Annotated in this window: 25 protein-coding genes and 1 pseudogene; 6 read left to right on the top strand and 20 right to left on the bottom strand. The window is 31.5% G+C overall.

The window, feature by feature from the left end; genetic code table 11:
- Positions 1-59: 59 nt before the first annotated feature.
- From BAQ49_RS12580 to BAQ49_RS12565, 4 genes and pseudogenes are all read right to left on the bottom strand, one after another.
- Positions 60-788, bottom strand: a complete 729-nt coding sequence (locus BAQ49_RS12580; protein WP_071745591.1) for an alpha/beta fold hydrolase — start codon at positions 786-788, stop codon at positions 60-62.
- Positions 789-900: 112 nt separating this feature from the next.
- Positions 901-1,050, bottom strand: a complete 150-nt coding sequence (locus BAQ49_RS12575; RefSeq protein ID WP_000424364.1) for an aspartyl-phosphate phosphatase Spo0E family protein — start codon at positions 1,048-1,050, stop codon at positions 901-903.
- Between the two features lie 165 nt (positions 1,051-1,215).
- Positions 1,216-2,163 (bottom strand): annotated as a pseudogene (locus BAQ49_RS12570) (hypothetical protein).
- 33 nt (positions 2,164-2,196) lie between these two features.
- On the bottom strand, positions 2,197-2,757 hold the full coding sequence (locus BAQ49_RS12565; RefSeq protein WP_071745590.1) for a helix-turn-helix domain-containing protein: 561 nt from the start codon (positions 2,755-2,757) through the stop codon (positions 2,197-2,199).
- A 171-nt stretch (positions 2,758-2,928) separates the two neighbouring features.
- Between BAQ49_RS12565 and BAQ49_RS12560 the strand changes: the two genes are divergently transcribed.
- Entirely contained in the window at positions 2,929-3,816 is an 888-nt protein-coding gene (locus tag BAQ49_RS12560; RefSeq protein WP_071745589.1) for a DMT family transporter, read from the top strand.
- 42 nt (positions 3,817-3,858) lie between these two features.
- On the opposite strand, the gene BAQ49_RS12555 is transcribed toward BAQ49_RS12560, so the two are convergent.
- The 4 genes from BAQ49_RS12555 to catA form a co-directional block, all read right to left on the bottom strand.
- Positions 3,859-4,368, bottom strand: coding sequence for a GNAT family N-acetyltransferase (locus BAQ49_RS12555; RefSeq protein ID WP_071745588.1), 510 nt, complete (start codon positions 4,366-4,368; stop codon positions 3,859-3,861).
- A gap of 154 nt (positions 4,369-4,522) precedes the next feature.
- Complete coding sequence (locus tag BAQ49_RS12550; RefSeq protein WP_071745587.1) at positions 4,523-5,449, bottom strand: GNAT family N-acetyltransferase; 927 nt, start codon at positions 5,447-5,449, stop codon at positions 4,523-4,525.
- A 54-nt stretch (positions 5,450-5,503) separates the two neighbouring features.
- A complete protein-coding gene (locus tag BAQ49_RS12545) occupies positions 5,504-6,028 on the bottom strand; it encodes a GNAT family N-acetyltransferase (RefSeq protein ID WP_071745586.1) in 525 nt (174 codons plus the stop codon).
- Positions 6,029-6,252: 224 nt separating this feature from the next.
- Complete coding sequence (gene catA, locus BAQ49_RS12540; RefSeq protein WP_071745585.1) at positions 6,253-6,903, bottom strand: type A chloramphenicol O-acetyltransferase; 651 nt, start codon at positions 6,901-6,903, stop codon at positions 6,253-6,255.
- Positions 6,904-7,244: 341 nt separating this feature from the next.
- Between catA and BAQ49_RS12535 the strand changes: the two genes are divergently transcribed.
- Positions 7,245-7,430, top strand: a complete 186-nt coding sequence (locus tag BAQ49_RS12535; protein WP_071745584.1) for a DUF4021 domain-containing protein — start codon at positions 7,245-7,247, stop codon at positions 7,428-7,430.
- Between the two features lie 48 nt (positions 7,431-7,478).
- On the opposite strand, the gene BAQ49_RS12530 is transcribed toward BAQ49_RS12535, so the two are convergent.
- A complete protein-coding gene (locus tag BAQ49_RS12530; RefSeq protein WP_071745583.1) occupies positions 7,479-9,710 on the bottom strand; it encodes an MMPL family transporter in 2,232 nt (743 codons plus the stop codon).
- A gap of 121 nt (positions 9,711-9,831) precedes the next feature.
- On the opposite strand from BAQ49_RS12530, the gene BAQ49_RS12525 reads away from it, so the two are divergent.
- A complete protein-coding gene (locus BAQ49_RS12525; protein WP_071745582.1) occupies positions 9,832-10,449 on the top strand; it encodes a TetR/AcrR family transcriptional regulator in 618 nt (205 codons plus the stop codon).
- 133 nt (positions 10,450-10,582) lie between these two features.
- Here the strand turns inward: BAQ49_RS12525 and BAQ49_RS12520 are convergent, their stop codons facing one another.
- The 7 genes from BAQ49_RS12520 to BAQ49_RS12490 form a co-directional block, all read right to left on the bottom strand.
- Positions 10,583-11,236, bottom strand: a complete 654-nt coding sequence (locus BAQ49_RS12520; protein ID WP_071745581.1) for an MBL fold metallo-hydrolase — start codon at positions 11,234-11,236, stop codon at positions 10,583-10,585.
- 66 nt (positions 11,237-11,302) lie between these two features.
- The gene (locus tag BAQ49_RS12515; protein WP_071745580.1) at positions 11,303-11,710 is read right to left on the bottom strand and encodes a GNAT family N-acetyltransferase; all 408 of its coding nucleotides are present in this window, start codon (positions 11,708-11,710) and stop codon (positions 11,303-11,305) included.
- Positions 11,711-12,455: 745 nt separating this feature from the next.
- Entirely contained in the window at positions 12,456-13,004 is a 549-nt protein-coding gene (locus tag BAQ49_RS12510; RefSeq protein ID WP_071745579.1) for a HEAT repeat domain-containing protein, read from the bottom strand.
- 218 nt (positions 13,005-13,222) lie between these two features.
- Positions 13,223-13,687, bottom strand: a complete 465-nt coding sequence (locus BAQ49_RS12505; RefSeq protein WP_071745578.1) for a DMT family transporter — start codon at positions 13,685-13,687, stop codon at positions 13,223-13,225.
- Between the two features lie 19 nt (positions 13,688-13,706).
- Complete coding sequence (locus BAQ49_RS12500; protein ID WP_071745577.1) at positions 13,707-14,399, bottom strand: Crp/Fnr family transcriptional regulator; 693 nt, start codon at positions 14,397-14,399, stop codon at positions 13,707-13,709.
- 19 nt (positions 14,400-14,418) lie between these two features.
- Positions 14,419-14,844: a DMT family transporter gene (locus BAQ49_RS12495; RefSeq protein ID WP_071745576.1), complete on the bottom strand. Its 426-nt coding sequence runs from the start codon at positions 14,842-14,844 to the stop codon at positions 14,419-14,421.
- 180 nt (positions 14,845-15,024) lie between these two features.
- Positions 15,025-15,510 (bottom strand): DUF2798 domain-containing protein, encoded by a 486-nt coding sequence (locus tag BAQ49_RS12490; RefSeq protein ID WP_071745575.1) that lies wholly within the window; start codon positions 15,508-15,510, stop codon positions 15,025-15,027.
- A gap of 212 nt (positions 15,511-15,722) precedes the next feature.
- Here BAQ49_RS12490 and BAQ49_RS12485 point away from each other — a divergent pair, with 212 nt between their 5' ends.
- Positions 15,723-16,325, top strand: coding sequence for a DUF2441 domain-containing protein (locus tag BAQ49_RS12485; RefSeq protein WP_071745574.1), 603 nt, complete (start codon positions 15,723-15,725; stop codon positions 16,323-16,325).
- 74 nt (positions 16,326-16,399) lie between these two features.
- Here the strand turns inward: BAQ49_RS12485 and BAQ49_RS12480 are convergent, their stop codons facing one another.
- The gene (locus BAQ49_RS12480) at positions 16,400-17,266 is read right to left on the bottom strand and encodes an MBL fold metallo-hydrolase (protein ID WP_071745573.1); all 867 of its coding nucleotides are present in this window, start codon (positions 17,264-17,266) and stop codon (positions 16,400-16,402) included.
- 509 nt (positions 17,267-17,775) lie between these two features.
- Here BAQ49_RS12480 and BAQ49_RS12475 point away from each other — a divergent pair.
- Positions 17,776-18,426, top strand: coding sequence for an alpha/beta hydrolase (locus BAQ49_RS12475; RefSeq protein WP_208610850.1), 651 nt, complete (start codon positions 17,776-17,778; stop codon positions 18,424-18,426).
- A 152-nt stretch (positions 18,427-18,578) separates the two neighbouring features.
- Here BAQ49_RS12475 and BAQ49_RS12470 read toward each other — a convergent pair whose 3' ends face one another.
- The 3 genes from BAQ49_RS12470 to BAQ49_RS12460 all read right to left on the bottom strand — a co-directional run bounded on the left by BAQ49_RS12470 (position 18,579) and on the right by BAQ49_RS12460 (position 21,006).
- Positions 18,579-19,475 carry an Imm26 family immunity protein gene (locus tag BAQ49_RS12470; protein WP_071745572.1) on the bottom strand — a complete coding sequence of 299 codons (897 nt, stop codon included), beginning with the start codon at positions 19,473-19,475 and terminating at the stop codon, positions 18,579-18,581.
- A 64-nt stretch (positions 19,476-19,539) separates the two neighbouring features.
- The gene (locus BAQ49_RS12465) at positions 19,540-20,169 is read right to left on the bottom strand and encodes an immunity protein Imm33 domain-containing protein (RefSeq protein WP_071745571.1); all 630 of its coding nucleotides are present in this window, start codon (positions 20,167-20,169) and stop codon (positions 19,540-19,542) included.
- 48 nt (positions 20,170-20,217) lie between these two features.
- On the bottom strand, positions 20,218-21,006 hold the full coding sequence (locus tag BAQ49_RS12460; protein WP_071745570.1) for a class I SAM-dependent methyltransferase: 789 nt from the start codon (positions 21,004-21,006) through the stop codon (positions 20,218-20,220).
- 123 nt (positions 21,007-21,129) lie between these two features.
- Between BAQ49_RS12460 and BAQ49_RS12455 the strand changes: the two genes are divergently transcribed.
- Positions 21,130-21,867, top strand: coding sequence for a ZIP family metal transporter (locus BAQ49_RS12455; protein ID WP_071745569.1), 738 nt, complete (start codon positions 21,130-21,132; stop codon positions 21,865-21,867).

Raw genomic sequence — 21,867 nt, 5'->3', positions numbered from 1 at the left:
TTTGCTGCGCTCCTAACCGATACAATTAATAAATCCTATTTTATTATACCCAAAATCCCTCATATTCGACTAGCGGCTTGCGCATTCTGTAAGAAATTAGACAATATATATGAATATATTTTTGGTTGATCATTATGCACTAAATGATTTGCAAACGGAATAACGGCAATATGTATATTATTGTTTAATTGTTTAAAAGTTGTAGCGGCTGTAACTTCATCTTCTGAATCTCCCCCGACAATACACAGTGTAGGTATTTGAAGATTAGCTACATCACCCGTTTCATGAAATGGGTACCAATCCTTAACTTGCCACGATTCAAGCAATCCTTTCCAATCACTTTTTACATGAATTTGATTCATATAAGTTACAACTTCTTCATTTTCCATCAACTGTTGATGACACTTCGCTTCATATTCCTGAGATTCTTCCCAATTATCTCGCTCAACAGGAAAGATACCTGAAAAAGTTAATGTCCTCACTTTATCTGGATATTTTTTTGCAAATAATAAAGCGGCTAATCCCCCTAGTGAAACACCCGCTATATGACAACTATTAATTCGCAAATGTTCTAGCGTATCATTTATATCATCAGCAGAGCAAAGAAAATAATTATCTAATGTACCTCCTGATTCGCCATGTCCTCTTAAATCAGGACGAATTACTTTAAAATGCTTTTCTATAAAAAATTCTACCTGCTCTTCAAACTCTACTAAACCTGTCATTCCACCAGAATGTAAAAGCACGATTGGTTCCCCTTCGCCTGAGATGTGCGTATGTAAAATCATTTATTCCCCTCCGATTATAATGAATATTCTGTTTATTGATTGTATATCGAGTACATTTCTATTACTAAATAACAAAGAACTATAACATATTCAAACCACGTCATAGTTCTTTCTATTTTAAAAACATAAACCAGTTTATTAATTTGTCAATTTCTTGGCTGAGCTCTATTACTTTTTCATGTTGAAGTCCATAATTTGAGACTAGATTCAATAATTCTTCTTTTTTCAATTCAATTACTTTTTCTAACTTTACTAATTCCATGTCGTCTTTATTCGCTCCAATTTCAAAATATATGTATTTTAGTATAGCCTACTTACATAATAAGTAAAAGTAAAATACGCATGTAAAACCTTACAAATATAAAAATAATATACAATCAACAAAGAAATTTTAAATTTTGCCCCTTTATACAGATCATTGACTTCATTACGTATTAATAACAAATCGGAATTGTTCTAAGGTTATATCTTTATATTCCGGAGCTCTCTTTATATGATCAAAATAACTATATGAGAATTTGAAAACATGTCCAAAATCCCAATCAAATTCACTATAGTCTTTTAGCCAAAATTGATTTTCAGTTGGTAATACGTGAGCACGTTTAGATTCAATTAAAGGTAAATGATCTATAGGAGAATGTAGATTTATTTCAGTATTCAGCATAAGTTTTTTACTAGCACGCAGTACGTATACTAGTTTTAAAAGTGGACGTATTCCTCTTTGAAATATATATTTATATCCTAAATCATACATTATATTAATTGCGTGGGAAAAAGTAAGCATATGGCCAATTAAATCATGATGTGATTCTGCTCTATAAATAATCTTAAACTCCGATAGTTCATTTAAAATAAACTTAGATAATTGTTTTGGATTTCTTAATTCACTTTGTATCTCGTCATATATACTTAATTTTTTAACTTCTTTCGTCGTAAAACCAATCCACGATCTACCGGGAATTGTTTTTTGAAATGATAATATAAGGTCAGTTATCCCTTCTATTGCTTGATTATCGCCCCATTTTTGTAGCTCTTTCATAGCTAATAAACTTAATGCCGCATAAATAACGTTATGCCCCACCCAATGAAGTTCATCAATTGTATTTTCCAATGATTTTATTATCATTTTTTCGGCACTTTGAAAATCAATTTCTTCTTTACCATCGATGATTTCATCTTATTTTTGCTTGTTCAGCATCATTTTTGTATGAGAATGCATATTACGAGCTATCTCTTCTTCAATATTATTATCTTTCATGAAAAAATAACTAGCAATTGCAGCTCCCCCGTAATGTGCATGCCAAATATCATTTGTTTGTTTTTTGCATTGAGAAATAATTGAAAGGCCGCCTTTTAAAACACTTTTACCTTCCATTTTCTATCCCCCATTATAAAACTCACTTTATACTCATCCTAAAGATGGCGTTAATACAAATAAAATGTGATTCGATTCATCACTTTTATTCAAAAATCGATGCTTCACGTTTGGCGGGATACGCACAACATCACCTTCTTCTAAAAAATATTCTTTTCCTTCTAATTCCACATACACTTCCCCTTTCATGATAACCGCAATCTCTTCCTTATCTTCATGTGAGTAGTGACTTTCCGTTGTGTTTGCTTTTTTATTTAAATCCATCATCAACATTTCAATACGTGCTTTCATAAAATCAGGTGTTAATACATCATATACAATGTGATCATTATTTTCCCGATATACTTTTTTTCGATCTTTTTTCTTAGAAATGAGTGAATCTGTATCAATCTCATTAATAAAAAGTGTAAATAGCGGTACATTTAATGCTTTCGCAATTAATTCCAATACACTTAAAGAAGGGTTCGCATATCCTCGTTCAATTTGACTAATTAGTGAAGTACTAATCCCTGCATAATCAGCAAATTCACGTATTGTCATATTATTTTTCTTACGATAACTTAATACAGTTTGTCCGAGTCTATCATGTATCATAGTAAAAACTTCCTTTCGTCCATCATATTGCATGTTTCGTTGCCTTTGTGCTGACATACTAAACAAAGGCAACTAATCCTTTCCTATCGTCTCAGGGTCTTATATACTTACCTTTGTACATTATATCGTATTAAGTTTATTATAATAAACATTCTATCGGAGGGACAGACTTTGAAATCACCTATTCTTTCATATTTCATCTTATTTTTCGGTGTATTCGCCTTATCAACTTCAGCAATTTTTGTGAAATTGGCAGATGCTCCTGCGGCAATCATTGCTTTTTATCGATTATTATTTGCTACAGTAATTCTGTTACCGTTATTACTATTTAATAAAAGGAATCGAAACGAACTAAAAACATTATCGAAAAAACAATGGGGATTCGGATTTCTATCCGGGCTATTTTTAGCTGCACATTATGTACTATGGTTTGAATCCTTACAATATACTTCCGTAGCAAGTTCTACAGTTATCGTAACGTTACAACCTTTATTTTCAATGATTGGTGGTTACTTTTTATTTAAAGAGAGATTTACGAAAGGAGCGGTTATCGGTTGCCTCATTGCCATTTCAGGAAGTATCGTCATTGGTTGGCAAGATTTCCAAATTAGTGGCGACGCTTTATACGGAGATATTTTAGCATTTATGGCGGCCGGAATTATTACAGCTTACTTTTTCATTAGTCAACACATTCGTAAAGATTTATCTCTTATACCATATTCGGTAATTAGTTATGGAAGTAGTGCATGCTTTCTCGGTATATTTGCTTATATGCAGCAACAATCTTTCATCTATTACTCTACGCAAACTTGGTTGTGTTTTATTGGCTTAGCGTTTGTTGCAACGATTTTAGGGCAAACAATTTTTAATTGGTTATTAAAATGGATGAGTGCTACTGTTATCTCGATGAGTATTTTAGGAGAAACAATTGGAACTTGTATTCTAGCCTATTTTATTTTGAGTGAAAGCATTACTTTACAACAAGCACTAGGAATTTCAATTATTTTCATTGGATTAACATTATTTTTATTACAACCGAAACTACCGAATCGCAAATAACAATTAAAAAAGCATGACATTGATTTGTCATGCTTTTACATATTAATTATGTACAATTAAACCATCAGGTCTAAAACGACTCATCATAATTTCATTTATAAACTTTCCGTGAGCCTTCAAATTCCCTACCTTTACCCCTTCTACTACAAATCCGAATTTTTCATATAGATCTTTTGCTTTCGGATTCGTTTCTAAAACACCAAGTTCTACTCTCTCTAACATTAACCAATTATCAGCTAAATTAAGCATTTTTGTAAGAAGTGCTTTGCCAATACCTTTATTATGATATTCACTGTCTACCCCAATAAATAAATCGCCTGAATGAGATCTTCGTCCGGGACTTTGTGTTAAGCCAATAAAACCTACTACTTCCCCGTCATACTCTGCAACATATTCAAATTGATTTGGTGCTAAGTTTCGAATTCTATTTTCCATAGCGTCTACACGCATACTAGGTAAGAAAACCATATAAGGTAAAACCTCATCCTGTATACATATACGATGAATTGCTCTAGCATCTTGTATTTCTACTGCTCGTATATTGATTCCCATATTCGTCCCCCTCCATATAAATACCAATATATTATCTCATTCTAGAACCCTACATTAAATCCTTTCTCACCTGTATTTCTTTATGTTATTTTTACACAGCTATTTCGGTATAACACTTATTTTCCAAACATCTTATCCTAACAACCGATACGCTTTAAATTTTCACCTTATTATATAACTCAAGCAAATTTTCTATTGGGATACCATTTATTTTCATACCAGTTATATCACAATTTACTATTTCAATATTTTTCAGGTTACTATTATGTATTGTACTACCTTCCAAATCACAGTTTTCAAATGAAATAGGTTCCTTCTCATCTCCAAGACTTGTATTTTGGAATTGCACTCCACCTAATGTCACCCAATTAAATTTACTACTAGAAAGATTTAAATCTGCATATGAGGACCTTCTAAAATTTATATTTCTAAACTTTGATTGACTTACATTACAATTACTCATATTCATATGCATTATATTACTACCAACAAATGCACTATTTTTTAAATTTACTTGATAATATTCTGTATTAACCAAATTACAGTTTTCGTATTGACCATTTTTCATATCTTTATTTTTAATTAGGTTCTCTCCAACTGCATCTACATTTTTTCTTTTTACATAGCAATACTCATCTTCAGATTTAAACATTATTTCATAGCCCATTTTTTTATAAAAATGATGATTATTAATTTGTCTACTAGATGTTTCGAGATCCCAAATCCTTATGTTCGGATATTCCTCTTCTATTAATTTAATAACATATGATCCAATTCCTTTTCCTTGATAAACAGGCTCTACAAAAATACGATCAATTCGACCGTACGACTTACCAGAAATCGTAACTATAATTCCCCCAATTATTTTTTCATCCATTATCACTTTGTAAGAATCCAATTCTTCGATTGAATATTTCATCATTTCAATTGAAGAATAGCCTGGTGGTTGGATGTTATAATCAATTACATCATTTTGGCCGTATAACCATCGCTTCGCTTCTTCATCAAATGTTCTTTTCATTATTTCTGTTAACTTTTCAGCATCTAAAATTGTAGCTTTTTCTATAGAAATTATTGTCATTTTGTTTTCCCCTTCATTGTTATAATCCGATTACTTGTGTGAACGATATAGTTATTAATTTACTTTTGTCTTTAATATTTTTCCCATTATTACATATGGAACATCACTTTCACTTGGGTGAAATGGCTCTAATACATCCACCCAATCCAATCTTTTATATAAAGAACGCGCTTTTTCATTGTTTATTTGTGTTGTTAAAATACTCGTTCTATTTGAAATCCCTTCTAATAATTCATTATGTAATTTCATTCCAAGACCTTCATTTTGATATTGTGGGTGAACCGCTAACTCTACAAATTCAAAACAATCTTGCAGCCACTGATCTACTTGCTCCAGATGTAATGCTTCTCTCATTAATTGATTATAGTACTGTCCCCCCATTGAGCGATAACCATAAGTAAAACCAACTACTTCATTTTCATCATTTATTGCTACTATACCTTTAAAATCTACATATTTTATATGTCTTTTCATTCTCTCAATCATTTCAGTAAAATTTGTTTTCTCAAATGCTTTACAATACAATTTTGCCATATTATTAATTAGGTTTTCATCTTTTTCAATACGTATGAATTTCACTTTACCTTCCCCCTATTAAAACATTTGAACCCTTAAATAATTATAAAATAAAGAAAATTAAAACCAATCACTCTCTTTACTATTAAACTACAAATCAACCTATATTTTCCACCATTACCTAGTATGAATGAATAAAAAGAAGAGAACATGTAATATACGTATGTTCTCTTCTTTTTATTTTAACGCTTATTCATTTTCAATTTTATATAATTAATAATTAGATATTACTTAAGCCATTCGTTACAAGTATTAGCTAGCTCCTGTAAATCCTCTATAAATTGACTCGCATGATATCCATCACAAGCCGCATGATGTACTTGCAATGAAACAGGTAGCATAACCCTGCTTCCATCATTGAAATATTTCCCACAAGTAATAATTGGTAATAAAAAATCACCATCATTATTAATATTTAAATTAAATCCTGTAAAACTAGTCCAAGGTATACCAGAAATCGGAAAAACATTTGGCGGAATATTTTCTTTCGTGAAGAAACCATGAACATTAGCATAACATCTCATATCCTCTTCATAGTTTTTATAGAAAATGTGAAAATCGCTAGAATAATCCGTCCATATACTTGAAAAAGATTTATCATCTTTATGAAAGATTGTATAACTAGGTATCATTTCCTCCCAATACCCTAAAACTCCTTCATCATTAAAACATGTTCGAAATTCTGTATGTTTATTTATCACTTTAGAAATTACATAAATAAAAGTCGGATAAAATTTAATTTCCTTTTGATGTATTTCCTCTAGCATCATCGTAATATCAACATTCGCTGTCATACTAAACGAACACTTTAATTTTAAATAATGTTCAAAATACTGCTCTCTATTCCAATTTGCTCTGTCAATTACATGAAACTTCATTTCATTAGCCTCCTAAAATTTCATTTTTATTTTAGAAGGCTAACTTTCTTGTTTTCACCACACTTGCTCACTCCTTATAGTTTAAATTTATACTCAAGTTTTTATTTAATTATATAACATTTGCAAAAATCCATTCACATGTTTCTTGAAATCCATCCACATACTATTAATAAAGTGAAACTTTAATCAGTGGAGGGGCACTTCATCCCCCACTGATTATTAGTTGAACCAATCGGGCTTTTACGGGCAGTTGATCTTCTTTGTTTTCGCCGAATTTTGAGGTGGAGGTCTTACTGCCCGTTAATGCGGGATAAATCAAATGACGTTTGGAGGATTCAAACATGAATGACAAAAGTGTAAATAAAAAAGAAAATGTTATCGAAAACACTACCTCTATCCAAAATAATAATAATACTGCAAATCTTAATATCGAAGAACAAGCAATGAACGGCTTATATGGAATGCCCGAAACAACCATTGAAGATGCTGATCACGTTGTAACTGATGATTTGACTTCAAAAAATTAATGAACTACATAGAAAAGAGCCAAGGAAAATATCCTTGGCTCTTCTCTATTATATATCCAATTTTTGTACTTCTTCTCTCTTTTTAGAAAGTTTCCCTGGCCAAAAAGCAAAGCGGCCTAAAACAACTGTGATTGCTGGTACAAGTAATGGTCTTACAATAAATGTATCTAGTAATACACCAATTGCAGTTACAATACCAAATTGGACAAGAACTTGAATTGGAAGTGTGCCTAACACTGCAAAAGTCCCTGCTAAAATTAAACCTGCTGATGTAATGACACTTCCTGTTTGCATTACGCCATTTTTTACAGCTTCTACATGACTTTGATTCTTTCTATTTTTCCATATTTCTGAAACCATAAAGATATTATAATCTTCACCTAAAGCAACTAAAAATACGAATGCGTATAACGGTATCGCACCTTGTATTGCTGGAGCTCCCATACCAAAATGAAGTAATATCCATCCTGCTCCTAATGCAGAGAAGAATGATAAAACAACTGTTGCTATTAAATAAATCATCGCTACAATTGATCGTAAGTAGACAAGTAATAGTAAAGCTATAATACTGATCATTACTGGAATAATAACTGCTTCATCACGTTCCGTAATTTGTTTTGTGTCATATAGTGACGCTGTTTCTCCACCAATCCACAATTGATCTTCAACATTATTAATCCCCGCATCTTTTAATACTTTTTCTACACTATTTTTCAATTTAGGGATTTGATCTAGCGCTTCAATAGAGTACGGATTTTCCGCTAAAGAAACTTCATACATTTGTATTTGTTTATTGTCTTTTCCCTCTTTTGGCTCTTTCACTGTATTTACAAAAGAAAATTTCTCAATTTCTTGTTTAATAGGAAGCTCTTTTCCTTTCGTATCAACAACAATTTTTACAGGTGCTAGTTCACCAGCCGAAAAATGATCACTAATCAACGTAAACCCTTCACGTGAAGGCATATCTTTTGGAAATGATTCTAATAGGTCATAAGTGTATTGAATGCGCGGTACGAATGAAGCTAATCCACCTAATACAAATACGGTTAACATTATAATTGTCCACGGTCTTCGTACTACAATATCTCCAAGTTTTTTACTAAATAGGCCTTTTGATTTTTTGACTTTTACTACTTTCTTTTTCCTTCTTGCAAACTCTTCATTCATCAAAGTTGTTCTCGGTATAAACGGGAAGAATGCAACTCTGCCGAAAATTAATAAAAATGCCGGAAGAATTGTTAAAGCAGCAATCCCCATTATGAATACAGCAACACTAAATGGTACTGCAAATCGATGAAAGGCACCATACTGAGCAAGTAATAATGTTCCTAATCCCAGTACAACAGTTAAGGCACTCATTATAATTGCCCCGCCAGATGCTTTAATCGCAAGTTGCAGCGCTTTATATTTACTTTCTTCTTCTAACAAGTACTCTCTATATCTCGAAATTAAAAATAAACAATAGTCCGTTCCAGCACCAAACAATAATACTGTCATGATTGATATCGCCTGGGCATCTACTTTAATCCATCCGTGATCGGCTAAAAAACCAAGTGTAGGACTAATAATACCGTATGCAAATCCCACAACAAGTAAAGGTAAAATTGCTAAAATTGGTGAACGATACAATAAAATTAATAAACCTAATACGAGTAATACGGTAGCAACTAATAATTTCACATCTGCTTGACTAAATAAACTAACTGCATCTGTTTGAATACCTACAGGTCCAGATAATCGAGCATGTAAACCAGAATCACTTATCTTTTGTTTGAATGGATCTTCTTCCACTTTACTATTCACTATTTTTCGTAACTCTTCTAAATTACCTTTTAATATATCCGTTCCAGCAGATTTATTAAAGAATACCGGTGTAACAAATGATGTACCATCCTTTGATGCGCTTTTTGATAATACTTGCTCTGGAATTGTATCAAATGGTGGTAATGTTGATTGTTCTTTTAAAGGACTGGCCTTTAATTCTTTATAAACGTCTTGTATGAGTTTATAATCCTTTGACTGTAATCCACCATCTCTATGCCATACTACTAACAACGGATTTCCTGCATTATTAGGAAATTCTTTTTTCATAAGTGCTTCAGCTTGCTGTGACATAGCTGTTTCAGGTAAATTTTTCGGATTCGGCTCTTTCTTACTATTTACTTGTGGTAACGTAAATGAAAGTACTAATGTAATAAGAATCCATACCGATAATGTTATCCATTGCGTATTCTTCCCTGCTACAAGCTTTCCTAACATATGTAACGGGTGCTTTTTCATAAAAACCCACCTTCCTTTTTCCTTCCAATATTAATTATATATACTGGTCAGTTAATTAATCAAGAATGATTAAAAATTATGTTATAATTATCTCAATAATAAATGTCAGGAGCGAATGTAGTTGGAACAAAAACAACGTCCTCTCGGAAGGCCTCGTCAAAATAAAAATACAAAATCTACAAAAGAAATCATTTTAGAAGTTGCAACTAGGTTATTTCTCACTCAAAATTATCAAGTTGTTTCGATGGATGAGGTCGCGAAAGAATGTGGTGTTACAAAAGCAACCGTCTACTATTACTATTCAACAAAAGCGGATTTATTTACCGCTACTATGATTCAAATGATGGTGCGAATAAGAGAAAATATGGATCAAATCCTCTCTACAAATAAGAATTTAGAAGAAAGATTATTGGACTTTGCTACAGTATACTTACACGCAACGATGGATATTGATATGAAGAACTTTATGAAAGATGCAAAACTATCGTTATCTGCAGAGCAATTGAAACAATTAAAAAATGCTGAAGATAGCATGTATGAAGTATTAGAAAAGGCACTCGATAATGCAATGCAAATTGGAGAAATCCCGAAAGGAAACGCTAAATTTACGGCTCATGCATTCGTATCTTTATTATCAATCGGGAATTTTAAAGATGAAAATCACAATCCTATTCTTGCAAATATAGATGAATTAGCAAAAGAAATCGTTTCGTTTTATTGGAATGGGTTAAGTCATTAAAATTAAATAGATTTCCTTTAATAAAAGAGCATGTTTGAATTTTTTTCAAACATGCTCTTTTATTATTTATTTATATACTAGTATTCAGATGATACTTTAGCACTATTTAACAAAAAAAATTTATCCTCAACTTTTACAATTTTTGAAGTTGAACATTTATATTCTCCTTACTTAATCCCCCATGGTAACAAACTACAGATTCGATATCTAGATTTAAATACTTCTCTAAAGATTGTTGTGCTTCCTTTACATTTAGTGTAGTTGGGGCATGAACTCCTCCTAACTTTCCATTCAAACTATACATAGAGTCCCCAGCGACAAGAGTTTTACTTTGTTTCAAATATAAACTTATATGACCCGGTGTGTGCCCTGGAGTATGGAGAATTAGTATCCCACCGCAATATGGAAGTTCTTGCCCATCAATCACAGTAGTACTTACTTTTCCTTTTGGTGGATTCTCTACATTTCCATCTTTCAATAAAGGTAAATCCCCCTCAATATATGGCTTATCTAGCTCATGCGCATAAACTTTAATATCGCTTACACCGTTCTCCAATAATTCAGGAAGGCTACCTATATGATCTATATCCTGATGCGTCAAAATCACGACTTTTAGCTTTTCAAATGATACCCCAATCCTCTCCATCTCTACTTGTATATCTCTAAATTGTCCAGGAAAACCAGTATCTATTAAAACTGCCATTTCATCATCCCATAAAAGAATCGGGTGAATAATATACTCTTGAAACTCAAGATATAGCATTCCTACTCCTTTAGCAATCTCCATACAGTAATTCTCCTTTATAATGAAGTTTGAAAATATGTACGATTACACCGAGAATTTAAAGCCCTGCTATCTTATAATTTGTTTTGTCATCCCAATAGAGAATGCCTGAAACCCTATAGCTTCATAGTAAGATTGCAATTTATCTACACACATTAGTTGCGGAATAACCTTGTTTTGTTCACAGTGCTGGATTAATCGTTCTACTATTTCTTTTCCAATACCAATGGACTGATATTCTGGCAATACACATACACCACAAATAACACCTGTTATTACTCCATCGGATATAACACGCCCCATCCCAATTAATTGTTGCTCTTTAAAAACATAAATTGCATACCAACTTTGTTTACACATTTGTTCCAATTCGTTAACCGTTAATTTAAGAGAATTCCATCCTAAAGATTCGTATAAGACTAATAATCCATTAAAATCTGTAGGATGTTCACTTGTGTAGCGTATACTATTTTCCATGTAATACTCCCTATTCTCTGGCTTGTTTATATTTCATAAAACTACCCTTTATAAAAAAATTCTGATCGACGTGAAAATAACTAGTACAAACTTCAATAAGAAAAATAGAATTCCTTCTCAACATAAAATAAAAAGAAGTTACCTCACCAGAGTTAACTTCTTTTATATAAGACTATCATTATATTATCAACCAAAAATCATACAGCTACATACGATAAGAACAAACAAAACTAATAAACTATTTGAGAAATAACCCACAGAATATTACCCCTTTATTTAATTATGTAATAGATTTTATCATAAAATGATTTACAACATAATAACTGAAAAAGACATTGCATTCATTAGTTATATATGTTTAGTAATATTTTATTTCCGGCCATATTCTTCTTTCCTAAAACCACTTCTAATACTCCTCTACTTTAGTTCACATAACTACAAAAACAACAAAAAAAAGACCTCAATAAATTTATATTTAGGTCATAGATGTTAAATTTAATTTAATTAAATCAAAGACAGGAACATATTTGATATGTTCCTGCCTTTTTATTATGGGGGACCGATACATAGTCATCTAGCTAAAAATTTGAAGTACTTCAAATTTTTTTCGTTTTGGTGAACGATAAGTTTCTTAAAATGCTGGCGTTGGCGTATCGCCAGCATTTTTGAAGAAAAACACGCTAAGCAAAAATAAAATAAGCCATCCATTTGGACAGCTCATTTACATAATTCTCGTTCTCGGAAGTTATTTAAGTCTTTCTAGTTTTGAGATAGCTTGTTTTAATTCCTCACAAACATCTTCATTGTGTTCCTTTAGTAGTCTATTAAGTAATACAGGCAAAACTGACTTATCACCAATCTTACTTAATACGTAAGCTACATATTCTCGAATTTCATCATTTGGATCGTCAATACAAGTCAATAAAGAACTAATTAATCTTATATCCGGAAAGAATTTAGCTACTTCTGTTCCCCAGTATCTTCTACCTTCATGTTTATCTTGTATAGCTCTAATTAGGTATGGTACTACCTCATCGTTACTAAACTCACATAATACACCTGTTGCATGGTCATATACACCATAACAATCATCTAAACTAAAGGTCATCATAATAGGCTCTATGCAACTTGGATGTGGATTCTCCTCAAAATATGTAATTGCACTTGCGTATTCATCTATCATTTCTTCAGTTAAATCCTCGTCATCAGGCATAGGAGAGTATTTTTCAAGTATTTGAATGGCTTGTTCTCGATTCATAATTTTCACCTCTAATTTATTGTATACCACATTCATGCTCAATTAACATAACGCATCATTATCGGTAGCAAGGAAAAGGCAGATTCCTTGTGAAAGTGGGGATCTGCCTTTTTCTTTTTCTTTTTCTATGACTCTATTTATTTTTTTATACATTCCTATCCTGGTGTGGGTTTTAAGGTTTTCGTTTGTTACTAGATTAACCAAAAAACTTTATAAAATCTTGCAACATATACTAGATCACTTATCCTCTCTCTTTATCGCTCATTTATTTTAATAGCTTTCTTATTCGAAAAAAGATTTTTAAAAATTCCTACCCCTACAATTAATAGACCTATTCCAACTAATTTATTTATTTGTAATGGTACGCTCTCCATTCCAAACCATCCGAATGTATCGATACACAATGCAACGACTAATTGAGTAATAAGGCTAATTAACACCGTATACGCTGGACCTAAACTCTTTATTGCGCCCATTATACAAATAATTAGTCCAATGCCAAACAATCCACTTATATAAAATAAATAATTTGCAGTATAAAAATTAATGATAATACTTTTCTCTGTAATGATATAAAATATAACAGAACTTATGAGACCTATTCCAAGAACGCATGTAGTTGTTAACCACTGTCCTACATTTTCATTCACTTTCGTATTAAAAACAGATTGTAAGCTAATTAATATTCCAGCTAATATAGCTAAACTAAATCCAATCAAAATCTTCCTCTCCCTTTCATTACTCATATATATTATTTTTAGAAACTTCCTTCATTCTAAAAAATTCTTTAATTACAATAACTCCATTTTTCTTTTCAATTAATTTTTCTTTATAAAATTTTTGTAACACCCGAATTACGTGCCTATAACTTACTCCTATAAAATCCGCAATACTTGATACCGAAGTTGAATCCAAATCCTCTTTATACATATTCCCGTTACTATCTGTTGAAATTGAAAGTAAATAACTAGCTACACGTACTTCTACAGGATAAAGTAAATTAAGAGCTGTAAAACGGGTCGATATTTTTAACGTGTTCGCAATGTTTTCAAACAAGAAGTTCATAAATATAGGATCATGTAATAACTTGTTTCTAATAACTGTATTAGAAATGGAGATAGCTACAACACCTGAACAAGCTTCAACGACATTATGCGTCTTACTTTTTTGTATTAATTCAATATCGCCAACAACTGCCAATGGATTAATAAAACGAAGGATGAGTTTCTTTCCTTCTGGTGTAATCGTGTAAACTTTTACTTTACCTTTAACAACGAAATACAAACGATCCATTTCATCATCTATATTGCAAATAAGCTTGCCTTTTTCAAAATGATTTACTTGAAAATAATCAGTACTTATTCCTGAAAAAATTTCAAGCATATTATAAGCTTTCAAATATTGAATAATTAATTCTGATCTATTCTCCACTTTCATTTCCTCCTTTCATTTACATATTAAATACAGCAATACCTATAATCATTACTATTGTTCCCACAATGTGATATCTCTCCATTGCTATCTTTTTTATATGAAACAGTCCTTTCATTTCAATAACAGTTGCTGTTAATAATTGTGCAACCAAAAGTGTTCCAGCTGTTAATGTAACTCCCATTGAATATATCGCCATAGTTTCTGCACAAATAATCAAACCACCGAATGCACCGGCTGCTAAATATACTTTTTTCACACCCTTTAAATCCGTTACTTTCTCTTTTTTCTTTACCAAAAATACAGTAGTGGCAATAAGAAACCCAATTAAATGCGTTATAATACTCGTTGACCATATGCCGATATGTGAACTAAGTTTCGCATTAAAGGTTCCTTGAAGTGTTATAAATAGACCAGCAAAAATAGCAAATACAATGCCCTTCAAAAAATCATCTCCTAATTTTCTATTTCTGACTTAATTAAAAGCTATAATCCTACAAAGGCAAAAGGACAAATGTCACATTACTATGAAAATAACTGAGAATGAATAAGAAAAAACACACCTCAAAATATTTGAGATGTGTTTTTATGATTTCATCTATATATAATGTTTTATAAATAATAACTACTCTATATTAACAGGTTTATTCTTCATAACAAACTTTGCAAATAAGAAACGTACTAACGGTCCCATAATGATTAATTGTAGTGGATACGCCATCATGAAGTTTTTAATAAAAATTGAAAAGTAAATAGAAATAAATGAGTCACCATGTAGCCCGTTATGTAAATACATCATAGCCATACCAAGAAATGACATAAAGAACACCATTCCGATTACCATTGCTGTCGCCATCGCAAGTATAATATTTATTTTCTTCGATTTATCAAATGGTAACGCGAATACAATTTTTTTCTCACAAGGTCCAACGATACATATTTCAATTAATAGTGCAATCATAAATCCAATTAGTAATTCTAATGCGATCTCCTTAATATGAATTGGCCCTCCTGCTCCATTCAATAATATATTGTAAAACGTCATAACTATAACCATCCCGAGGCACATCATCATACCAAATTGGAGGTTTTCCTTTCTTGTCGTTGGCAATTTTCATCATCCCTTCTCTTTGAGTCTTTGTCATTATATCGATATTGGAAACCTCTTCGTAAGTGAACATTTTGTGAACAAATTTAAAACGTTTTCATATTTTTTCTTTCCTCTCAACCCGAACTCTCACTTTTATTTATAAAGGTTTTATATATTTCAATGTCGAATTATTAAATTTAACATTGAAATATATAACTTCTAGGAGGAGAACCATGCATGAAACAGAATTTTACGCTTATCACATCGTTACAAGGAAAAAAATGAGTGTAGGACAAATCATTCATTTTGACAAAAATCAAACAAATACCCTATATCGCTTCTTTTTTGAAAGAGCGCAATTAAATTCTAATGGTGAAGATTCGATGCAAATTTTAAAAAATCATTATACAAATGGCGGATTATATATAAAAAATGAAAATGCGAAAGTAGTTATGAGTTATATGGATCAAACAATTAGAGCGGTCAGAGAAACGATTGTAGAAATGGTTAGGCTACAAGAATATCCTGAATACCCTTCCAGATTATCTTGCTTATATGCTGCCAAAAACTATGAAGATGCTTTGAAATGGAAAGCATTATTTGATTCCTACAATCGAGAAGTTTTGCAGATTGTTAAACTACAAGTGACTGGAAATTCTTTTGAAGGTGACGGTAATCTTTTACCGAAAGAAGATGGTATTCCATTCTCTCAAAAAATTGAACAAGCTAAAGAGTATTGGAAGGGAAACGTTGAAAATGAACTTCCTGAGCTATTGATTAATGGGAAAATTGAAGTAGTGGAAATTATTGATGACTTTTCATCACTTCAAATTTAATTTCAAAAAGAGTATTGCACTTACTCTCAATACTCTTTTTGTGTAATTTAATGCCATTTGATTAGATTTGTATTTTACAGATTGTTCATTTCATAGCCATTTACAAAAAACGTTATTGTTTCTAGTTCATCTTCATTTAATTCTCTATCTATATCTCGTTTAAAAGCTTCCTTTATCTTCTCTTCATCGCCTTTATGTATTTCCGTATAAGTTCCTACTGTTTTCAGCAAATGCATCTCTTGTAAAAACTCATCCCGATTTATAGCTGTCCCATGAGAAAGAATATATGTCTCAGCATCAAATTTCTCTAATTCATCTATTAATTTAAACGTTCGTTTCGTCGTATAATTCCACTTCGAAGAAAAAATATCAGCATATATACAGTCTCCTAAAAACAATATCTTTTCTTCTTTCATATACATAACAACAGAGTCATGTGCATGATCTCCGCCAACATGTTTTAACACGCATGTCACTTCACCAAGATCTAATTCAAGTTGATTCTGAAACGTTAAGTTCGGTGGGATAATTTTAATATTTCTTGGTTGTTCACTAAACTCTTTTTTGATACAATCCGCACAAAATTCAATTTCTGTACCTTCTTCTACTCGTGCGTTCAACGCATCATCTGTCCATTCATAAGATACTAATGTCTGCATCTCCTTTTTCGTTTCAGTATGTGCAATAGTTAATGCATTTTGTAGTATAGACAATCCAAAAATATGATCCCAGTGCCAATGCGTTAGTGCCACAAAATCAGGACTTGATACATTCTGTTCTTTTAACATTTCTAAAAATAATTGTGCATGTGCTTCTGAATTCCCTGCATCAATCATTAAAGTTTTTTCTTTTCCAACGACCATTCCTAATATAGGTCTATCCGTGTCAGAAACAGGTGTCATATACCAAAATGAATTTCCTATTTTTTTAATTTGCTGCATAATTAGTACCTCCATTTATTTATAAGTAAAACAAAAAAATTGTTTTACTCGATAGGTTATAGTTAGTAATATTAAAATCACAAAAAAGCTCTCTTTTTAATTCCATTTTTTTTCGTTTCTATATTTTTCTCTTTCTATTGACGATAAAACTTTGGCGATGTTCCTCCCCCATTATAATTTTCGTATATAATTAAAAGAAAATCACTGATCTTTTTTTGATACAGAAACTCCTATAGAATACGATTAGATAAAATGAATACACGTTCCAGTTCCTATACACAACAAATACACAAAGTGGGTAGATAGGTTTTAATGGTGTTGAAACTAAATATATTAGCAATTATATGTATTCGTTCAGTAATAAAAAAAGATTTCTTATTCACTATTCGATATATAGATGAGGGATAAATATGTTATTCAAAGAATTTGGTAACAAAAATATGCCAGTTATCATTCTCCTTCATGGTGGTGGACTGTCATGGTAGTCATTAAAACCACAAATTGAAGCATTGAAAAAAGAGTATTATATTGTTACGCCTATTATTGATGGACATGGCGATGATTGGAATAATACTTTTGTAAGTATAAAAAAATCGGCCGAACAGGTTATTAATTATATAAAAGAAAATTGTAATGGAAAAGTTTTTGCGATTTGTGGTCTTTCTATTGGCGCTCAAATCGTTGTTGAAATAATATCTCAAGAATTTGATATTACAGAGAATGCTGTTATCGAAAGTGCGTTGGTTTATCCTATGAAAATAGCAGTCACATTAACTGTACCAATGTATAATGTGTGCTATGGATTAATTAAAAACAGATGGTATGCAAAACTACAGGCAAAAACATTAAATGTACCAGAGGAATTATTTGAAACATATTATGAAGATAGTTCACGAATGACAAAAGAAACCCTAATTAATATTACGAAAAGCAATGGAGACTATCCAATCCCTTCAACATTATGCAAGACTAAAGCCAAAACATTAATATTAGTTGGTGAGAAAGAATTATCAATAATGAAAAAATCAGCAGCTCTACTTCACGCTACCATTAATGATAGTTTGCTAAAAGTCATAAAAAAAAATAGACATGGAGAAATTAGTTTAATTCATCCAGATAAATACCTCGATATAGTACAACATTTTTTAAAAACAATATAAAATAAGCGATTCTTTTGGAATCCCTTTAAAAATCTCATATACTCCCACATCTTCAAGTTACTTTTTACCTTATTGGGCAGTGGCAAAAACAAGTAATATACTAACATATCCTAATCATTTCACATTCAATTTCATTTACATAAACATACGTATTACAAAAATATAAAAAACTTACTATTGATGCTTTTATTTAAACTAAAAATTAAAACGGTAGTTTCGGCTACCATTTTATTCTTAATTCCACTTTTTTCTTTTCTAAACTCTTCTCTTTCTATTGACGATAAAACTTTGGCAATGTTAGGGCGTTTAAATGGTGATAATAAAATGTTGTCAAAATAATCTTCTTCATAGAAAACGTTCCACGGAAAAAGTCCGTAATAAGCATTTGCTAACTCAAGAAGAGTGTCGTCACTATAACTCATTGAACCAGCAACATCCAATCCACGATGTTGCCTAGGAACCTTCTCCACATCAATCCTTACATCTGCATTGTCAATCACCTTCCAATCACCCTTGTCTAATGAACTAGAGAGTACTGTTAATACGGAGATAAAAGAATGATTTGAAACCTCTTCTACATTTGGAATGGTCTCTGTATTTAAATCAAATAGTCCACAAACAGGACTACCAAAAGGTTTCCATAATACCTGTCCAAACCCATATGTACCATTACTAAGATTAAGCCAAAATATGTCTCCCACTTTCCACTTTTGTTTTTTAGGGCGTTTGTGAGAAAGGAGCTTCTGTTCAGCTTCTGTCATTTCTTCTTCTGAAATCGTAACATTAATTACTCCATTAATAATTACAGCAATCTTAAGTATAGTAAGAGCATTAGTAGTACGAATTACTACCTCGTTTGAATCTTGACCAAAATCTATACGCTTGTATAAATCTTTTTCTATCTCGTTTCTAAGTATTTTTCGAAACTGTTTTAATGCATCGTAGTTTGTTTCAATTTTTAATATCTCTGCTAAGTCCTCAACAATAAAAAAGTATGAGGATGTTGCATCTGGAAGAAAAATATCTATTTTACCTAATGAAAAAATCATTTGAAATTCACCTACTTAAAAACAATATACATACTGTATTTTCTTTAGCATGTCGTATCTTTCCTTATCCATTTAAATAAGTATCCCAATCATAGTCTTCAATCTTATAAAATCTACCTCTATCATTTCTTTCATATGCACATAAAGATGGTTCCCCAATAAATTCTAAAATAGAATCATCCATATTCAATATGACTCCAATTGAAATAATTTGAAAGTTTTTAGGATTATTTACATAGTCATCACTTTCATAGCCACTTAATATTGACCAGCCAGAGTCACCTTCTTCTCTTGAATCCTCTTTAAGCATAAAGTTAAATTCTCTTTTTTCAAGTACATCATTACTAACAATTACCTTCGTATCAAAATAAAAATCCCAAGCTTTTGAAGCTGGATCGTTATATTCCGTATCACATATATTTTCAATTCCAAATGAAATTTTATCACCTATTTTTAAATCTAAGCGATATGGTTCATTGCTCAGTTCCCCTACAAACTTCTTCTCATTTCTTTCAGTGATTTCAACCCACATTCTTTCACCATTAAATCCATCTTCTTCCTCATTTTTAGATACAAAAATTAGCTTTACCAAATCTCCAACCTTTAATTTCTCCAACACTTCTGAGCTAGGAAGGTAGAATGTATACGGCGCTTCTTTATTTAATTCATAAACATTATCTAAGTACCAAGACATTTTTTCTCTCCTTAAAGGCTTTTTACACTCATATTTATTAAAATAATACTATTTTTTCTTCCGGCAAACTACTACCATTGAATAACAATCCTCTCCTAACTCATTCCCTTCCCAATCATTATATATATGTAGCAACTCGAACCCGTTCAACTCTAACAACCTTTCTAATTCTTGCGGGTACGTATAACGAAGATCTATCGTTGTTTTTATTTCCTCTACTAGAGTATCACCCTCATAAAACCTTCTTGTGGTTATGTAGTGCTGTATTTGCTGAATTGAATCATATGTCATTTCAGTATATAGATCACATTTTCTTCCCTTTTCGTCAGTAACAGTAGTCCAATATTCTTCTGTAGATGGTTGTATTAATTCTTCTTTTGAAGGAAAACGTGTATCGAATATGAATATACCATTCTCAGCTAACACATGATGAATAGATGTTAATAACTGATTTTGATGAGTATTCGTAAGAAAATGCTGGAATCCGTGTCCTACCATAAATGCTAACGGAATTGTTTCATTCATTCTTAATTGTAAACAGTCTTGTTGTAACCATTTTACCCTCTTACAATCCGTAGTTTTTTTCTTTGCTTCAGCAAGCATTCCTTCATGTATATCTACACCAATCATTTGATATCCATTTTCTATAAATGGAATTGTAACCCTTCCTGTACCACAGGCAATATCTAGAATCCATTCATTTTGTATATTTAGTTTTTTTGCCCATGATAGTAAAAACGGAAAATCTGACAAACTTTTATTTTCAATATCATACCGTTTTGGATTTTCGTATTCAGATAAACTCCATTTTGTTTGCATTTGTATTCTCCATTTCATTTCAATATATAAATTATAATGAATTTACAGTTTTTTCTCTATAATTAATCATAATAATTTGGACTAATCTAACTTTCCTTCTCGTAAGCTAAAAACAAGGGTATAGAATCGGAGTGTGATACTATGGAACGATTATGGATTCCAATGATTGTTACGTTTTTTTCATTCGGTGGATTACTATTAGGCGGTGCTGTTGGAATAGCAACACGCCAGCTAATTGAAGAAAAAATGCATCGTTTATACGCATTATGTGGCGGCATTTTACTTGGGTTATTATCACTTGAAATTATTCCTGAAACATTTTCAAGCTATGAAATAATTGGGCCTATACTTGGTATAGCTATCGGTATTTTAGTTATGAGCTTATTAGATAACTATTGTCATCATCCAATGATACATAAAAAGGATCAACAAGCATGGCAAACCTTCCTTTTTCTCTCTTTCGCTATATTTATTCATAATATACCGAGTGGATTTGCGTTAGGTACAGCTTTTATAAATCATAATGACTCTGCCATTCCGTTTTTAATAGCAATTGTCGTTCACCATATTCCAGAAGGATTAGCATTAATTATTCCCTTTCTCTTTACAAAACATAAATATATTTCCTTTTTATTAACAACTTTATTACTTTCTCTTATTCTCGGAACTGGTACAGTTTTTGGCATTTTTATGGAAGGAAAAGCTCTTCATTTACAAGGACTCATTATGGGAAGTGCTATTGGTTCACTTGGATATGTCACAATTCATGAAATGCTTTGGAAAGCAAAAAAACAGCTACCTTTCCTTCCGTTTCTATCGTGGTCTATTAGTGGATTTTTACTAATAATAGTATTTACACTATTCGCCGGTCATCATTAA

It is taken from the genome of Bacillus proteolyticus (assembly GCF_001884065.1).
Classification (GTDB): domain Bacteria; phylum Bacillota; class Bacilli; order Bacillales; family Bacillaceae_G; genus Bacillus_A; species Bacillus_A proteolyticus.
The sequence above is the reverse complement of the archived record's forward strand: the minus strand, read 5'-3'. Positions and strand labels throughout refer to the sequence as shown.

What these genes read in the sequence shown, in the direction of transcription:
- BAQ49_RS12485 (WP_071745574.1), top strand. Translation starts at nt 15,723, where the DNA reads ATGCATGAAACAGAATTTTACGCTTATCACATCGTTACAAGGAAAAAA.
- BAQ49_RS12530 (WP_071745583.1), bottom strand. Translation starts at nt 9,710, where the DNA reads ATGAAAAAGCACCCGTTACATATGTTAGGAAAGCTTGTAGCAGGGAAG.
- BAQ49_RS12480 (WP_071745573.1), bottom strand. Translation starts at nt 17,266, where the DNA reads ATGCAGCAAATTAAAAAAATAGGAAATTCATTTTGGTATATGACACCT.
- BAQ49_RS12580 (WP_071745591.1), bottom strand. Translation starts at nt 788, where the DNA reads ATGATTTTACATACGCACATCTCAGGCGAAGGGGAACCAATCGTGCTT.
- BAQ49_RS12555 (WP_071745588.1), bottom strand. Translation starts at nt 4,368, where the DNA reads ATGGGAATCAATATACGAGCAGTAGAAATACAAGATGCTAGAGCAATT.
- BAQ49_RS12510 (WP_071745579.1), bottom strand. Translation starts at nt 13,004, where the DNA reads ATGAATGTGGTATACAATAAATTAGAGGTGAAAATTATGAATCGAGAA.
- BAQ49_RS12565 (WP_071745590.1), bottom strand. Translation starts at nt 2,757, where the DNA reads ATGATACATGATAGACTCGGACAAACTGTATTAAGTTATCGTAAGAAA.
- catA (WP_071745585.1), bottom strand. Translation starts at nt 6,903, where the DNA reads ATGAAGTTTCATGTAATTGACAGAGCAAATTGGAATAGAGAGCAGTAT.
- BAQ49_RS12575 (WP_000424364.1), bottom strand. Translation starts at nt 1,050, where the DNA reads ATGGAATTAGTAAAGTTAGAAAAAGTAATTGAATTGAAAAAAGAAGAA.
- BAQ49_RS12460 (WP_071745570.1), bottom strand. Translation starts at nt 21,006, where the DNA reads ATGAAATGGAGAATACAAATGCAAACAAAATGGAGTTTATCTGAATAC.
- BAQ49_RS12550 (WP_071745587.1), bottom strand. Translation starts at nt 5,449, where the DNA reads ATGACAATAATTTCTATAGAAAAAGCTACAATTTTAGATGCTGAAAAG.
- BAQ49_RS12470 (WP_071745572.1), bottom strand. Translation starts at nt 19,475, where the DNA reads ATGATTTTTTCATTAGGTAAAATAGATATTTTTCTTCCAGATGCAACA.
- BAQ49_RS12515 (WP_071745580.1), bottom strand. Translation starts at nt 11,710, where the DNA reads ATGGAAAATAGTATACGCTACACAAGTGAACATCCTACAGATTTTAAT.
- BAQ49_RS12535 (WP_071745584.1), top strand. Translation starts at nt 7,245, where the DNA reads ATGAATGACAAAAGTGTAAATAAAAAAGAAAATGTTATCGAAAACACT.
- BAQ49_RS12455 (WP_071745569.1), top strand. Translation starts at nt 21,130, where the DNA reads ATGGAACGATTATGGATTCCAATGATTGTTACGTTTTTTTCATTCGGT.
- BAQ49_RS12465 (WP_071745571.1), bottom strand. Translation starts at nt 20,169, where the DNA reads ATGTCTTGGTACTTAGATAATGTTTATGAATTAAATAAAGAAGCGCCG.
- BAQ49_RS12520 (WP_071745581.1), bottom strand. Translation starts at nt 11,236, where the DNA reads ATGGAGATTGCTAAAGGAGTAGGAATGCTATATCTTGAGTTTCAAGAG.